The 16,167-nt window shown below is 35.5% G+C and carries 12 protein-coding genes; 7 read left to right on the top strand and 5 right to left on the bottom strand.

What is annotated here, in order from left to right; translation table 11 throughout:
• Position 1 precedes the first annotated feature (1 nt).
• The 4 genes from priA to D1003_RS08600 all read left to right on the top strand — a co-directional run bounded on the left by priA (position 2) and on the right by D1003_RS08600 (position 5,731).
• The gene (gene priA / locus D1003_RS08615; RefSeq protein ID WP_153936530.1) at positions 2-2,449 is read left to right on the top strand and encodes a primosomal protein N'; all 2,448 of its coding nucleotides are present in this window, start codon (positions 2-4) and stop codon (positions 2,447-2,449) included.
• 120 nt (positions 2,450-2,569) lie between these two features.
• Entirely contained in the window at positions 2,570-3,991 is a 1,422-nt protein-coding gene (gene dacB / locus D1003_RS08610) for a D-alanyl-D-alanine carboxypeptidase/D-alanyl-D-alanine-endopeptidase (RefSeq protein ID WP_260393379.1), read from the top strand.
• Between the two features lie 89 nt (positions 3,992-4,080).
• Positions 4,081-5,274, top strand: a complete 1,194-nt coding sequence (kbl, locus tag D1003_RS08605; protein WP_153936476.1) for a glycine C-acetyltransferase — start codon at positions 4,081-4,083, stop codon at positions 5,272-5,274.
• Positions 5,275-5,317: 43 nt separating this feature from the next.
• Entirely contained in the window at positions 5,318-5,731 is a 414-nt protein-coding gene (locus tag D1003_RS08600; protein ID WP_153936475.1) for a hypothetical protein, read from the top strand.
• A gap of 119 nt (positions 5,732-5,850) precedes the next feature.
• On the opposite strand, the gene D1003_RS08595 is transcribed toward D1003_RS08600, so the two are convergent.
• Positions 5,851-6,543: a ZIP family metal transporter gene (locus D1003_RS08595; RefSeq protein WP_153936474.1), complete on the bottom strand. Its 693-nt coding sequence runs from the start codon at positions 6,541-6,543 to the stop codon at positions 5,851-5,853.
• A 192-nt stretch (positions 6,544-6,735) separates the two neighbouring features.
• Between D1003_RS08595 and D1003_RS08590 the strand changes: the two genes are divergently transcribed.
• From D1003_RS08590 to D1003_RS08580, 3 genes are all read left to right on the top strand, one after another.
• A complete protein-coding gene (locus D1003_RS08590) occupies positions 6,736-7,773 on the top strand; it encodes a PLP-dependent cysteine synthase family protein (protein ID WP_153936473.1) in 1,038 nt (345 codons plus the stop codon).
• A 387-nt stretch (positions 7,774-8,160) separates the two neighbouring features.
• Positions 8,161-9,036: a pirin family protein gene (locus D1003_RS08585; protein ID WP_153936472.1), complete on the top strand. Its 876-nt coding sequence runs from the start codon at positions 8,161-8,163 to the stop codon at positions 9,034-9,036.
• A 147-nt stretch (positions 9,037-9,183) separates the two neighbouring features.
• Positions 9,184-10,728: a PglZ domain-containing protein gene (locus tag D1003_RS08580; protein WP_079207695.1), complete on the top strand. Its 1,545-nt coding sequence runs from the start codon at positions 9,184-9,186 to the stop codon at positions 10,726-10,728.
• A gap of 19 nt (positions 10,729-10,747) precedes the next feature.
• Here D1003_RS08580 and D1003_RS08575 read toward each other — a convergent pair whose 3' ends face one another.
• The 4 genes from D1003_RS08575 to D1003_RS08560 form a co-directional block, all read right to left on the bottom strand.
• On the bottom strand, positions 10,748-12,385 hold the full coding sequence (locus tag D1003_RS08575; RefSeq protein ID WP_153936471.1) for an LIC_10190 family membrane protein: 1,638 nt from the start codon (positions 12,383-12,385) through the stop codon (positions 10,748-10,750).
• A gap of 5 nt (positions 12,386-12,390) precedes the next feature.
• Positions 12,391-13,410, bottom strand: coding sequence for a bifunctional diaminohydroxyphosphoribosylaminopyrimidine deaminase/5-amino-6-(5-phosphoribosylamino)uracil reductase RibD (gene ribD / locus D1003_RS08570; RefSeq protein ID WP_153936470.1), 1,020 nt, complete (start codon positions 13,408-13,410; stop codon positions 12,391-12,393).
• A gap of 94 nt (positions 13,411-13,504) precedes the next feature.
• Positions 13,505-15,319 (bottom strand): DUF349 domain-containing protein, encoded by a 1,815-nt coding sequence (locus D1003_RS08565; RefSeq protein ID WP_153936469.1) that lies wholly within the window; start codon positions 15,317-15,319, stop codon positions 13,505-13,507.
• Positions 15,320-15,398: 79 nt separating this feature from the next.
• The gene (locus D1003_RS08560; RefSeq protein ID WP_153936468.1) at positions 15,399-16,124 is read right to left on the bottom strand and encodes a shikimate dehydrogenase; all 726 of its coding nucleotides are present in this window, start codon (positions 16,122-16,124) and stop codon (positions 15,399-15,401) included.
• Between the last annotated feature and the right edge of the window lie 43 nt (positions 16,125-16,167).

The following is a 16,167-nucleotide window of genomic DNA, read 5'->3' as shown; positions in this document are numbered from 1 at the left end:
TATGCTTTACGCTCAAGTCATACTGCCACTCAATCTAAAAGGAACTTTCACTTACAAAGTTCCCATTGATTTACAGGATAAAATAGCGTTGGGTATGCGCGTTCTCATTCCGTTTAGAGGAAAAAAAATCTATACTGGAATCATCTCAGACCTACACCAAAACACTCCCGAAGAGTTTTCTCCAAAGGAAATTTACAGCATTTTAGACGACACCCCTATTTTACCTCTTCCGCAGCTTGAGTTTTGGCAATGGCTATCTTCTTACTATCTGTGTAATTTGGGTGAGATTTACCGCTTGGCATTTCCTTCATCATTAAAGTTGGAAAGCGAAACTTATCTAAAACTCAAACCAAATGCTAACATAGATTATGAACTTTTAGATGCCAACGAAATACTTTTAATACAAGCGTTGGAAGTTCAACAATTGGTCAGTCTTTTTGAAATGGAAGCCTTTATTCCAAAGAAAAATTTAATTAAAACCATCAACGCTCTTATAGATATGCACTATATAGAGATAGATGAAAAAGTGGCAGAAAAGTACAAAGTAAAGGAGGTAGCTTATGTAAAAATCAAAGAGGAATTATTAGACAATCAGTCTTTAGCTGAGGTCATTTCTAACCTTAATAGAGCAGAAAAACAAAAAGAACTTTTCCTCCTCATTTTATCTAAACAAACGGCTTCGCCTGAAATTCCTATTAAAAAATCTATTTTGTTTGAGGAAGGTAATTTCGCCCACGCTCAAATGAAAGGTCTTATAGATAAAGGTCTAGTAGATGAATATTACCTCCAGCAAGACCGACTAGAGGCTTATAGTGGCGATATAGAAAATATTGAACCTCTTACTGAAACTCAAAATAACACATTTAAAGCAATAGAACAGTCTTTTGCTCAAAATCAGAAAGTATTATTACACGGCGTAACTTCTTCAGGGAAAACCCACATCTATATCCACTTGATAGAGCAACTCATCAAAGAGAATAAAAACACATTATTATTACTACCAGAAATTGCATTAACCAAGCAAATTATCCGTAGGCTAGAAAAGAAATACGGCGATTTAATTGGCTTTTATCATCAAAAACTCACCGATTTTGAACGAGTGGAAGTTTGGCGAAAAGTAAAGCTCAACAAGATTAAAGTCCTTATTGGAACTAGAAACGCATTGTTTCTGCCCTACCAAAATTTAGATTTAGTAATTGTAGATGAAGAACACGATTCTGCCTACAAACCTAGAGAAGCTAGCCCTTACTTTAATGCTAAAGATGCAGCTCAAATTTTAGCTTATCATTATAAAGCTCATCTACTGCTCGGCTCTGCCACGCCATCTTTAGAATCTTATTACGCTGCCCAAAAAGGAAAACTTAAGTACCTTTATTTAGGCGAACGATACGGCAATGTAGATTTACCAGATTTTGAAATCATCAATATTAAAGAAGAACAAGAGACTAAAACTATAAATGGGAATTTTTCGGCAGTGTTAATTCAAAAAATTCAGGAAAATTTAGAGAAGAACAAACAAATTATTATCCTCCATAACAGAAGAGGCTATGCCAATGTAGTAGAATGTGAGGCTTGCGGGCATGTAACCTACTGCTCTAACTGCGATGTGGTAATGACCTATCACAAATCTTCTAACGAATTGAAGTGCCATTATTGCGGACAAAGAGCTTCTAAACCTAACCAATGCCCTAAGTGCCAGTCTCAACAACTCAATACCAAAGGCATCGGAGTAGAACAAGTGGCGGAGGAAGTCAAAAGATTGTTTCCAGAGGCAGAAGTGGACAGAATGGACATAGACTCTATGAGAAAAAAATTCGCCTATGAAAAACTCTACGAAAAAATAGAAAACAGAGAAACCAACATCATTGTTGGCACACAGATGATTTCCAAAGGTTTAGACTTTGACCATATAGACCTAGTGGCAATTCCCAAGGCTGATGCACTCCTATATGTACAAGATTTCCGAGCGGAAGAAAAAGCCTACCAGCTCATCACTCAAGTATCTGGGAGAGCAGGGAGAACTTCAGGAAAAGGTAAGATTATTATACAAACTTATAACCCAACACACCCTTTGTTTAGCTTGATTAAGCACAATAGCACTCAAGAAATCTATGAGCATTTTCTAAATGATAGAAAAAAATTCCTCTATCCACCATTTACCAAAGTAGTACTTTTAGAAATTAAACATTCCAAAGAAGGCAAGGCAGATAGAGCTTCACAATTTTTAGGTTCTATCCTTAGGAAATACCTTCCTTTAGACTGTGTTTTAGGTCCAGAAAAGGCTCCTATCACAAAGCTGAAAAACAAATATCAATACCAAATATTACTCAAACTGCCTAGAAATAATAAATACTTCACTTTCAAAGAGTACATTTCACAATCATTGGACGAGTTCAGAGAAATCTCCGCTTATCAATCTGTGAAAATAGAGTTATTTGTAGATTTTTAACTCTTTTTAACATAATTTAAGTCTATTTACCAACTCTGCATAGGTCTAGACTTACAATATTTTTTACCTTTGTTTCGTTGTTTTCTAATGGAAAGCCTCAATGTAACAAAATTTCAAAGTATGAATTTAACCAAAAAAGGGCTTTTAATAGCCTGTATATCTATATTTTTCGTTTCATTTGCTCAATACTCTAGTTCGTATCCCACCTACGAAACACCAACTGCTGAAAAAGTAACTCTTTCGGCTAAAGAGGAATTAGATATTGCTATCAATCAGTTAGCAAGCGACCCAATGGTGAGAAACGGACAATGGGGATTTGTAGTGTACGACCCAAAAAGTAAACAAATCATAAGTTCTTATAATGAGGCTACTCCATTAGTTCCTGCATCTACCACAAAACTACTGACCACAGATGCCGCAATGAGCATTATGGGGTCTAAATTCAAATATAATACACAGCTAGAATACTCTGGTAAAATATCTGACGATGGAGTTCTAGAAGGCAATCTATATATTGTAAGTAGTGGCGACCCTACTTTAGGCACAGGGACAGCAGGGTCTTCTAGCTATGGTAGTATCTCCTCCGATTTTATCTATGCCATAAAAAACTTAGGAATTACCAAAATCAATGGTAGCATTTTCATACAAACTGCTGTTTTTAAAGGCAATAATGATAGCCTCCCTGCCAACATCGTTTGGTTAGAAAGAGAAAATTATTACCTTCCCGTAGGCAGAACTGCCAATATAGACCCTACCAAAGAACGAAAAGTAATTAAGCGTAGATTTAAAGCCGATGAAAAAAGGTTTTTCTATGTTTCTCCGTACACCAATCAAATCGCTTATACAGACTCTTTTGAGAGCAATACAGTAATAGGCAAAATACCTTCTGCACCTTATTCTCTTGCCAATACATTACGAACTTCTTTACTTAAAAATGGAGTATCTGTAGTGGGTAAAGTGGAAGGCAAAACCATTGATATAGAACCCGAAAACAGAACTTTTATCACTAAATACCAATCACCTAGCCTAGAGGAGATTGTGTATTTCGTTAATCAAACAAGTAATAATAGATTTGCAGAAGCCTTACTTCGTTCAGTAGGATTTTACAAAAACGGAGACGAATCCCTAGAAACAGGCAGACAAACAATCGTAGAACATCTAAATGCTAACGGCTATGATTTCAACGGTTTAAACCTAATGGATGGTAGTGGTTTATCTAGAAATAATCTGGTAACGCCTATTTCACAAGTTAAATTTTTAGCGGGTCTTATGAAAGAGAAATATTACAAATCCTACTTCGATTCGTTACCTATTGCAGGGCAAACAGGTACATTAAAGAAAATGTTTCTCTACAACAAAGGCTACGGACAAATCTTCGCTAAAACAGGTACTCTAAGAGCTGTAAAATGTCTAGCAGGTTATATCAATACCAAATCTGGAAGAACCCTTACCTTCTCATTGTTAATCAATAATTACACAGGTTCTGTACATCAGATTAAAGCTAAAATGGAAAAACTACTAGAGCCGGCACTCAATCTCTAATATTTATAAAATAATCTATAAAGTCTTCCAACAGTGAAGGCTTTTTTTATTAAATTAGCCAACGATTTTATAACCAAAATAAACTAAATATGATTTCTAAAAATTATCTAGAGTATTTACAAACCGAACTTCAAAACATCAAGAACGAAGGTCTTTATAAAAACGAACGCATCATTACCTCTCAACAATCGGCTGAAATTGTAGCCAATGGTAAAAAACTACTTAACTTCTGTGCCAATAACTACCTCGGGCTATCCAACCACCCCGAAGTTATGAAAGCCTCACAAGACGCTATTGCTTCTCACGGTTACGGTATGTCTTCGGTGCGTTTTATATGTGGTACACAAGACATTCATAAAAATCTAGAGGCTAAAATATCTGAGTTTTTGGGTATGGAAGACACCATTCTCTATGCCGCTTGTTTTGATGCCAACGGTGGGGTTTTTGAACCACTATTTACAGCAGAAGATGCCATCATTTCTGATGAACTTAACCACGCTTCTATTATTGATGGAGTAAGACTTTGCAAAGCGGCAAGGTATCGCTACAAAAACAATGATATGGCAGATTTGGAAGCACAGCTTATTAAAGCAAGTAAACACAACCACAGATTTAAAATCATTGTTACCGATGGAGTGTTCTCTATGGACGGTATCGTAGCCGACTTAAAAGGTGTTTGTGATTTAGCTGAAAAATACGATGCCCTAGTAATGGTGGACGACTCCCACGCCACAGGTTTTATTGGCAAAACAGGAAGAGGTACTCACGAAGCAAACGAGGTTATGGGAAGAGTGGACATCATTACTTCTACACTAGGGAAAGCACTAGGTGGAGCGTTGGGTGGCTTTACTTCCGGTAAAAAAGAAATTATAGATATGTTAAGACAGCGTTCTAGACCTTATCTGTTTTCTAACTCTCTAGCTCCTGGCATTATAGGTGCAGCAACCAAAGTTCTAGAAATGATTTCCGAAGATACCAGCCTAAGAGATAAGGTAATGGATAACGCCCAATATTTTAGAACCCAAATGAAAGCCAAAGGCTTTGACATTCCTGATGGAGATGCCGCTATTGTACCTGTAATGCTTTATGACGCCCCACTATCACAAAAAATGGCAGAAAAACTAATGGACGAAGACATCTATGTTATCGGGTTTTTCTACCCTGTGGTTCCTAAAGGTAAGGCTAGAATTAGAGTCCAATTATCAGCCGCACACACAAGAGAACATTTAGATAAGGCTATAGCTGCTTTTGAAAAAGTAGGAAAAGAATTAGGGGTTATCTAACCAATGCTTCTATAAGATAATTAGTAATCGTAAAAATTTATAAATGAAAAAAATACATTTTGATCAATTAAACTTTAGAGATAGTAAAGCACAATTTATCTTGTTGGTTCTTGCTTTATTTTTGGTAATTATAAATACTTTTGAGTTTTGGACTTTTAAAAATACAAATTACCTAAAGCTAATAACCATTGTAATTTTCTTATTTATTGCTGTTATTCATTCTCAATTTCTTTGGTATAAAAACTTTGTCCAATGGAATAAAAAAAGAATTGTAATTAAACTTAATGAGTTATTTTTGGGAAAGACTTTTAAATTTGATGAAATAAGTAACTTTGACTTTGCAAATAACCAACTCACAATCTCTAAATTTGATGGTGAAAGAAAAATATTTGATTTAAGTAATATAGAATTAGAAAGTATAGAAAAACTCAAAAATATATTAAAATCAAATACATAAAATGATAGTAGATAGGTAATATCTAATATTCACAAAAAACAGATTCGTGGGAATGATAGAGAGCTTTATTATTTCCACGAATTCTTTTTAATTTTAATAGCGTTAAAATGTTTAAACCTTTAATGATGATGAAATAAATGCCCTAGCAAAGCAATCAGAATTCCTGACACTACAAGCAGGAGCTTCGTCCAATCCATTTTGTGGTTTTTGTTGCTTTCAAATATAATTACAGCGGAGATATGCAGAAATATCCCTCCCACTATAGCTAGAAAATAAGACTGCCACTCCATTGGGATATATTTTCCCAAAAGCACTCCAAGAGGAGAAGCCAAAGCAAAAATGCTAATAATACTCCACGAATAACGCTTTGATGACCCTTTACCAAACAAATACGCTCCCAAAACAAAGGAAATAGGAAGATTATGAAACAGGATACCTGTGAGATAAGGCGACAAAACCTCTGTTTCGTTAGCTAAAGGGATACCTTCTATAAAAGCATGAAAAAACAAACCCACCATAAGTGCCACAGGCAATATATTTTTAGTTTCGCTATGATGGTGGATATGCCCATGCTCAAAGCCTTTGGTAAGGCTTTCTAAAACCATCTGTAATAGCACTCCTAATACAATCCAAATCCCTATGTTATGATTTTGTTCGTGGTAGACTTGAGGAAAGACTTCGTTAAGACAAATCGTAATAAGAAACCCCGCACTTAGAATAAGTAAATTCTTTGCTAGTTTCTCTTTAGCCCCAAAAAACTTGCCTAACAATACACCTACTATTACACTTAGAATGAGAAGAACAATAATCATAGAATTAAAAATAGAACCGCAAAAATATTAAAAAACCTTGGGAGTACAGCTATAAATATGGAAGCCTTAAAATAAAAAAGCAAATCAACTGTAACTAATAATATAAAACACCACCAAAACTAAACAGATATTTAAGTCTTATATTCCTTATTTTTTTATTAACTTTGCACCCAGTTTTTGAGAAAATGTAATATGGCGACTAATGTTTATGATAATATTCTCGGTTTAATAGGAAATACTCCTCTTGTTAGATTAAATAAAATTACCGAAAATATAGCGGCTACAGTCTATGCGAAGATAGAGTCTTCTAATCCAGGACACTCTACTAAGGATAGGATAGCTCTACATATTATAGAACAAGCAGAAAAAAAAGGATTACTAAAACCTGGTGCTACTATTGTAGAGACTACCTCTGGTAACACAGGGTTTTCTATTGCGATGGTAAGCATTATCAAAGGGTACAAGTGCATCTTATCTGTAAGCGATAAAACTAAGCCTGAAAAAATAGCTTATCTAAAAGCATTAGGTGCTACCGTATATGTTTGCCCTGCAAATGTACCTGCAAACGACCCTCGCTCTTATTACGAAGTTGCTAAAAGAATTGCCAAAGAAACACCTAACTCTATCTATATCAACCAATATTTTAACGAGCTAAATATAGACGCCCACTACTCCTCTACTGGTCCTGAAATATGGGAACAGACCCAAGGAAAAATCACACACCTAATCGCGTGTACTGGTACTGGTGGAACACTTTCTGGCTCTGCTAAATATCTTAAAGAGCAGAACCCTGACATCAAAATCATTGGAGTAGATGCAGATGGTTCTATACTTAAAACTTACCACGAAACAGGGGCTATCAATAAAGAGGACATTCATCCTTACCAAATAGAAGGATTAGGTAAAAACTTAATCCCAACTGCACTTAGGTTTGATTTAATAGACGAATTTGTAAGAGTAAACGATGAACAAAGTGCTTACCGCACAAGAGAAATCGCTATAAAGGAAGGCATTATGGGAGGCTACACTACAGGAGCCGTGACCCAAGCTCTTATGCAGTATGCAGAGGAGAATCCGTTTAAAGAAGATGATTTAGTGGTGCTTATCTATCCAGACCACGGTTCTAGATACATCAGCAAAGTCTATAATGATGAGTGGATGGAATCTCAAGGTTTTACCAATAACGAACTTCATAACTACGACAAGCTCTTTAAAACAGAGCATATATAAACTAAAATTATAGGTAAAAACTGTTTCTACAACAGATGTAGAAACAGTTTTTTATTTTACAGCAACTCATCAAAACCCTTTTTTATACCATTAAGATGAATTGGATTATTTTAATCATTGCAGGACTCTTTGAAGCCTTTGTATCTTGAACTAGATTTACTAAAATTTTCGTGTTATTTTCTCTCCCCCCCCCACCAACTATGATATTTTATTCTAAAATTCTGTTTAATTTTTTTCAACCTACAGGGATATAGAAGATGATTTGTATCTCTAAAAGGCAAAAGTACCACAAAAAAATACTTATAAACTAATGACCAATTTTTATCCTAGGTCAATGCTTTAAGGTAAAGGTTTAAGGTATCTTTGCTTAAGTAAAAAATATTCAAAATGAACACTAAAAAAATAGAGCTTATCGCAGCTCCTAGACCTGCACATTTTGTAGGAGATGGTTTTAGAGTACACAATTTTATCCCTAGCGGATTTAGATTAGATATGAAAAGAATGGATCCTTTCATTATGATGGATTACAATTCTAAGTTTTATTTTGAACCTTCCCAAACTCCTAGAGGCGTAGGCGTACACCCTCATCGTGGCTTTGAAACCGTAACCATAGCTTATCAAGGTAAAGTAGAGCATCACGATAGTGCAGGTGGCGGTGGCATTATACAAGAAGGCGATGTACAGTGGATGACAGCTGGTAGCGGTGTACTCCATAAAGAATATCACGAAACTGAATGGAGTAAAAAAGGTGGCATTTTCCAAATGGTGCAACTGTGGGTAAATCTCCCTGCTCGCTATAAAATGAGTCCTCCAAAATACCAATCTATACAACACGCAGAGTTTCCTAAAGTTTCTGTTGGCGAAAACAGTTGGGTAGAAGTAATTGCAGGAGAGTACAATGGTAGCAAAGGTGTCGCAAGTACCTTCAGCCCAATACATATGATGAATGCAAGACTGAAAAAAGGTGCTAGAGCTTCATTTAGTTTCCCTGCTCATTTTAATACCGTCGCTTTAGTTATAGAGGGCAACATTATTGTAAACGAAGAGGAAGAAGCTCCTACAGATCATCTAGTTTTGTTTGAAAATAGTGGCGAAGATTTCAACATAGAAGCCCTAGATGATGCTGTTGTACTTATCCTTAGTGGAGAACCACTTAACGAACCTATAGCCGCTCACGGTCCGTTTGTAATGAACACTAGAGCAGAGATTATTCAGGCTTTTGATGACTTTAAAAACAACAAATTCGGAGTCTTAGAAGATTAACGAAAAGCAGGCTAAAAACCTGCTTTTTTATTTAACTCAAATTTAACTTTTTTTATAAATGCTTTGGCTAGATATTGGTGGGGTTAGCTGTATCTTTGGAAAACTAAAGAAGAGTGTTACAAACACCCTTATAAATAAAGAATAGTTATGGCTAAAAAAATATTATGGATAGATGACGAGGTAGATTTATTAAAACCTCATATCGTATTCTTAGAAAACAAAGGTTATCAGGTAACGCCCATCAATAATGTTAATGAAGCCTTAGAAATATTAGACGAAGAAAGTTTTTCATTAGTTCTTTTGGACGAAAATATGCCTGGTATTTCTGGGCTAGATGCCATACCATTACTAAAAGAAAAAAATTCAGCAATGAAAATTGTAATGGTAACTAAAAGCGAAGAAGAACACATTATGGAGCAAGCCATAGGTTCTCAAATTGCCGATTATATCTTAAAACCTGTAAATCCTAACCAAGTTCTGCTCTCTTTGAAAAAAAATCTACAAAGCGACGACCTTGTAGAACAACAAACCAAGCAAGAATATCAGCAAGAGTTCAGAAACATAAGTATGGAGTTAAGTTATCTTAACACTTATGAGGATTGGAGTAATTATTATAAAAAAATATTGGGTTGGGAAATTAAGTTTGATAAAGTATTTGATAACGAATTTGCCGACTTGCTACAATCTCAAAAAGAGGAAGCCAACATACAGTTTGCCAAGTTCATAGAAAGAAACTACGAAAATTGGCTTAATTCAAACGAAAAGCCTCTTATGAGCCATACGCTTTTTAAAGAAAAGGTAAAACCAGAAATGCAGAATGACAAAGTTCTGCTACTTATGATAGATAATCTAAGGTACGACCAATGGAAAGTCATCGAACCACTGTTTCTTAAATTCTATAACAAAACTCTAGAAACCCCATATTACAGCATCTTACCCACGGCTACCCAATATGCAAGAAATGCTTTTTTTGCTGGATTGATGCCTTCCGAAATAGAAAAAAGATTTCCTGACCAATGGCTGAACGACAACGAAGAAGGCAATAAAAACGATGCCGAACAAGATTTCCTAAAAGACCAAATGAAGCGTCTAGGATTATCTTCTAAGACAATGAAATACATTAAAGTCTTAAACTCTGATTTTGAACAAAAGGTTTTAGAAGATTTTCATCAACATCAAAATAAAGATTTAGTGGTAGTCGTCTATAATTTTATAGATATTTTATCCCACGCCAAAACGGATAACTCTATCGTTAATCAGTTGATTAGAGATGATAAAACCTTCCGTTCTCTTACCTTAAATTGGTTTGAAAACGCTCCTATTATGAGACTGATTAAACAAGCTGCGGAGTCTGGTTTTAAACTCATCATCACTACAGACCACGGCACTATCTATGTTAAAAAGCCAAGTAAAGTTGTAGGCGACCGAGAAACCTCCACTAATATCCGCTACAAAACAGGGAAAAGCCTTTCTTATGAAGATTCTGATGTATGGGCTATTAGCCAACCCGAAAAGCTATTCCTCCCCAAAGGGAATCTAAGTAGTAAGTATGTATTTGCTAAGAATAACACCTTTTTAGCATATCCAAAAAACTACAATCACTTTGTTAATTATTATAAAGAAACCTACCAGCACGGTGGCATTTCTTTGGAGGAATGCATTATTCCATTTTGCGTTCTAGAACCCAAATAAAAAGATAGAGATAATATCTCTATCTTTTTTCATTTATATAAAATCCATTAACAATCTGTTGTAATTGCTCTCTATCTTTGTTGGATAATTTTTTCCAAACAAAACCTTCTTTTAAGTTCGAACCTATTTTTTGAGGAAAAATCCCTGCCTCTAAATAAAGCTCCAAAAAACTAGGAGAAATAGCTGGAAGTGGTGTATCAAAACTAAAAGGATAATTGTCCACTACATTAAAGGTCAGATTACCTATTGTAAAAGTTTTATACCGTTGATATTTGTAAGTCGCTGGTTTTACAACTTGGGAAAATTCTATATTTTTAATAAATCCACCCAGCCTGAAGCTAGGAATATATTTCACAATTAAAGATGGAGCAAACAAAAATACAGACATACCCAAAGTACCTATAATACTCACTAAAGCCACTTTCTTAGCGGAAAACCAATCTCTAAAAACTAAAAGAACAACCACAAAAAACACTTCTAAGAAAAATCGGTATTGTGCTGAAAATAGCAACACCAAAACGCTTTTAATAAAAATTGATATTACAATCAGCCAAATCAAACGGCTTTTACTTTTAATAGCATATAATAGTAATGCCAACAAGCTCAAAACAAAAGCTATATTGATAACTCCTTTTATGCCTTTCAGAAATATCCAATTTTTAACACTTTCCCAAACCGAAAATTGCTTTATTACCTCGTAAGAATATTGAAAATCGTAAGTTTTAAGGATAGCAGTTTCGGCAGAATTTTTAAGCAAAAATTCATTAGGCTTCCAACTCAAATCTAAATCCAAAACTTGTACTGGAAAAACGGGAAATCCAAAGCAATACCAATTTTTAATCACAAAAACAGACACCACACCTACGCCTACGATTATCAACCGATAAGAAAATTTTCGTATTAAAAAAGCATATAAAAAGACCATCAACGGGAGCCATATTATGGTAGGTTTTATGCTGAAAATCCAAACCGAAAACCCAAACAATGCTGATACATTACGGTTTTTATTCAAAACTTCATTCAAAATTATTAAAGAGCCTACAATAACTGGTAAATCTGTACTTGGCGATTGTAAAAACAATAACAAAATAGGCAAAAAGATAAAATGAACCCACACCTTTTTCTCTATAATATAAATGATATATCCTAAAAGTAATACTACATTCAATCGCAGAAAAACATCAGAAGTATTAGAAAATCCCGCCTGTAAAATATGCCAAAGGGACATTTGCCCTAATATTAAATCTAAGTTCCCAATTCCCTTTACTAGACCTACCTCTGCAATCCATTTAATACTAGGCACATAGTAACCAAAGTGGTCTAAAATAAACGGATACCCACTCCCAAAAAGCAACACAATAAAAAGCAACGGAGCAAAAATCAAATAGTTTCTAGTAATAAAAGTTCCTAAAACGCGATATATTTTAAAATAAACAAAGGCACTTAGTCCTAAAACCAAGCTAGAGACTTCTACTACTCTATTGATAGGCACTGCAAATGCTAAAACCGCCCATACCAAACTCAATCCCATACACCCTGCAAAAAAAGCAGAGGATAGTTTTTCTTCCCACAACTTTCCTAATAGTTTTTCAAATAGCATTCCCACACCTAGCAAACTAGGAAAAATAACGCCTACGGAAAGTAACAGATAAAGCATAAAAACTATTTTTTATAAAAATTTAAAACATTATCTTTCATTTGTTTTTGTCGGTAAGGTTTTTCATTGAATGTAGGAGCTTTAGTCCCATTATTCAAAGTTAGATTAGACGCTTTAATTACCACCGCCTCATCCCAAAGTTGAGCTTCAATAAAGGCATTTAACATCTTGCTTCCGCCTTCTATAATGATAGATTGTATCTGCTGTTCATACAAATGACACATCAGTTCTTCTAGAAAATTTTCTCTATCAATTTTTATCCATTTCAAATGGTCTTGCTCACAGTTTTTATAAAGGTTAAAAATAATGGTAGGAGCATTAGTATTGAAAATATTAAAACTTCGAGGAACTTTAAGCTCCAAATCTATTAAAACTCTGATAGGATTTCTACCGTCAAGATGCCTTACATCTAAAGTTGGATTATCATTAAGTGCCGTTTGTGTCCCAACCAAAATAGCGTGTTCTTCTGCTCTCATCTTATGCACATATTGAGATGCCAAAACGTTGGAGATAGGCATTGGAGCGAAATTTCGGTCTATAAAACCATCGTTAGACTCTGCCCATTTCAGGATAATGTATGGTCTTTTTTTCTCGTGGAAAGTAAAAAACCTTCTGTTAAGCCATCGGCATTGTTCCTCCAACACTTTATCAACCACTTCTATTCCTGCTTCTTCTATCATTTTTTTTCCTTTGCCACTCACTTTTTCATTAGAATCAGCGGAGCCTATAACCACTTTTTTGAAACCAATTTCTGTGATTTTAAGAGCGCAAGGTGGCGTTCTCCCGAAGTGGGAACAAGGCTCTAATGAAACATAAATCGTAGATTCTTTTAAAAGCTCTTTATTATCCACCGAATTGATAGCGTTAATTTCTGCATGAGGCTCTCCTGCCTTGTGATGATAGCCTTCCCCTATGATGATGCCATTGTGTACAATTACCGCTCCTACCAAAGGATTAGGGTAAGTGTTACCTCTAGCCTTCTCTGCCAAAGCAATACACCGACTTATATATTTTTCGTGAGACATACGGAGCGTTTATTTTTGACATTAACTAAAAAACTTTGTTGAAATCAATCTAATCCCAACAAAGTTTTTGTTTCTATTTTCGTTTAACCTTTTATTATTCTCCAGAAATCATTTGATGTAATGTAATTCTAAGGCTCTCTAATTGAGCTCTCTTATCATCAATTTTTTCAAAAGTATCTTTTAACAACGGATTCTCTCTCGTTGGATTGTTAAAGAAAGAAAGATTGTTTTCCAGCTTAACCACTTCAGCCTCAAGGTCGATAATTTGGTTTTTAAGCTTACGAGCTCTATCAGTAATTTGAGATTCGGATAAGCCTTCCTCCTTAATATCAAACTCATTAAGGTTATTAAGTTTCAGCTTTTGCTTTAGAGTTTTATTAAACTCCGAATTGATGCCCAACTTATCCTTAGGCACTTTGCCTACGGCATTCCATTTATTTTTAATTTCCTCTATTACTTCTAGAGAGTTCTCTCCTTTCTCTATTTTTTTTAGTTCTTCTAGGAGACCTTTCTTCTGCTTAAAGTTTTCGTTCCAATCGTCTCCAGCCGCTTCGCTTTTGGTTCTGTATTGGTCAAAGAAAAAGTTGCACGCTTCACGGAACGCGTCCCATACTTTATTTGCCTGACTTCTAGGCACGTGTCCTATCGTTTGCCAATCTTTCTGAAGTTTCTTGAATAGCGGCACCATAGTCTCCCAATCTTCGGAGTTTTTGTTATCTTGAGCCACTTTTATCAACTTATATTTTTCTTCTAAGTTGTTTATTTGAGCTTGTTTAAGACCTTTATAAAACTCGTTTTTAGCCGAATTAAAGGCTCTTACGCTTTGCTTAAAATCAGTCCAATTTTGGGTAGAAAGCTTTCTAGGAACGCTACCTAACTTTATAAATTCTTCTCTTAGCTCTTCCATTTTCTTAATGGATTTCTGCCAATAATTATGGTTAGGTTTTTCTGGCGACCCTAAAGCCTTGATTTGAGCAATAATGGTGTTTTTCTTCTCTAGATTTTCTTTTTGTTCCGCTTCTCTCGCTGCGAAGAGTTCAGTTTTTCTATCGTGTATTTGGTTAGAAAGTTCCTTAAACTCCTCCCAAGTGCTGTCCCTAAACTCTTCTGCCACAGGCTCTGCCTCCTCTCTCCAAAGTTTGTGGAGATACTGCAATTCGTTAAGTGCTTTTTGTATCAGTGGCTCTACCAATAGCTCCTTAGCACGAGCGATGATGTGCTGTCTCTTTTCCAAATTATGGGCATACTCTTGCTCACGGTATTCTTTGTTGAGGTCTAGCATTTGGTAGAACCCATTGAGGTGATGATAGTAGTTATTGTTCAGATTTTTGAACTCCGACTTTGCTACTTTACCCGCATTAGCCCACTCCTCTTTTATTTCCCTTATGGCTCTGAATAGGTCTGTCCCTGGTTCTGTATTAGTGTAAAGATTTTTAAGTTTTTCTACAATTTCTAGCCTTACCTCTAGATTTTTTTGGTGTTCTTCTTCTTGCTTTTGAATAAAGAGGTCTCTCTTTTCTTTAAAAATATTGACGAGTGCAGAAAACTTTGCTTGTAAAGGGTGTTCGTAGCTGAAAACCTCCAAAGGGTCATTATCTGCTGCTTCGAACTCCTGTTTTTTGTTTTCTGTTATTTCGTCTATTTGCTCGGAAATAGATTTTCTAAGCGCATTGAATTTCTGAATCTCCTCTCCTGCATTCTCTAGATTGATGAGCCTCTCCAGCTTATCTACCAACTCTTTCAAAGATAACTTTTCGTTCTCTTCGTGGTCGTCGTCATCGTGGTCTTCTTCTTCAACTTCCGACTCCTGATAAGACGAAGGTTCTAAAACAGTATTTTCCTTTATTTCTTGGTTGGGTTGAGGTGTGTTTGGTTCTTCTTGTCTAGAGTTCAGAGTTTCTTTGTTCATAGCAGTATATTTTTAAAGTATTAAATTCTAATTGGGTTCTAAGCCCCAATTTTTCCATCGGCACTAAATTAAAGGTTTTTTATACTAAATTCCAAATTTCCCACGCTTTTTCTGCCTGTTGTTCTAGCATAAACAGTCCATTAGCTGTTTTAGCCCCTCTTTTTTGAGCTTCTTTGATGAGTTTAGTTCGTTCGGGATTATAGATAAGGTCTAATACCAAATGTTCGTCCGAAAGCCCATCAAACGGGAATAGGACACAGTCTTCCACATTAGGATAAGTGCCTACGGGAGTACATTGTATGATGATTTGATATTCGGACAGATGCTCTTCGGTAAGTTGTTCAAATTTGATTGCCCCTCGCCTAGAGACCACAAGATACGGAATACCTTTACGCTCTAACACAAATTTAACGGCTTTAGCCGCCCCACCATCGCCTAGTACAAGTGCCTTCTGATGAGTAGGTTTAAGATGGAGGTCTAAGGTTCGTTCAAAACCATAGGCATCTGTATTGTAACCTATCCTCTTGCCGTCTTTAATGCTTACTGTATTTACCGCCCCTATGGCTTGGGTTTCTTCGCTAAGCTCATCTAGGTAGTTTATAATTTCTACTTTGTACGGAATGGTAACATTAAAGCCCACCAATCTTGGATTAGACCATAATGCTGTAACGCTCTCTATACTGGGCAAATCTAAAATATGGTAGGAAATATCTTTGATAAATAACTTCTTAAACTTGGCTTCAAAATATTTTTGAGAGAAGGAGTATGAAATGTTTCTCCCTATAAGCCCCAACTGTTTTCCCATAAACTTGTTTATAATAACTATTAAAGGTAATGATTACCGAACA

Source organism: Riemerella anatipestifer (genome assembly GCF_009663465.1).
GTDB classification, from domain to species: Bacteria; Bacteroidota; Bacteroidia; order Flavobacteriales; family Weeksellaceae; genus Riemerella; species Riemerella anatipestifer_C.
This window is presented reverse-complemented; position numbering and strand designations above follow the sequence as displayed.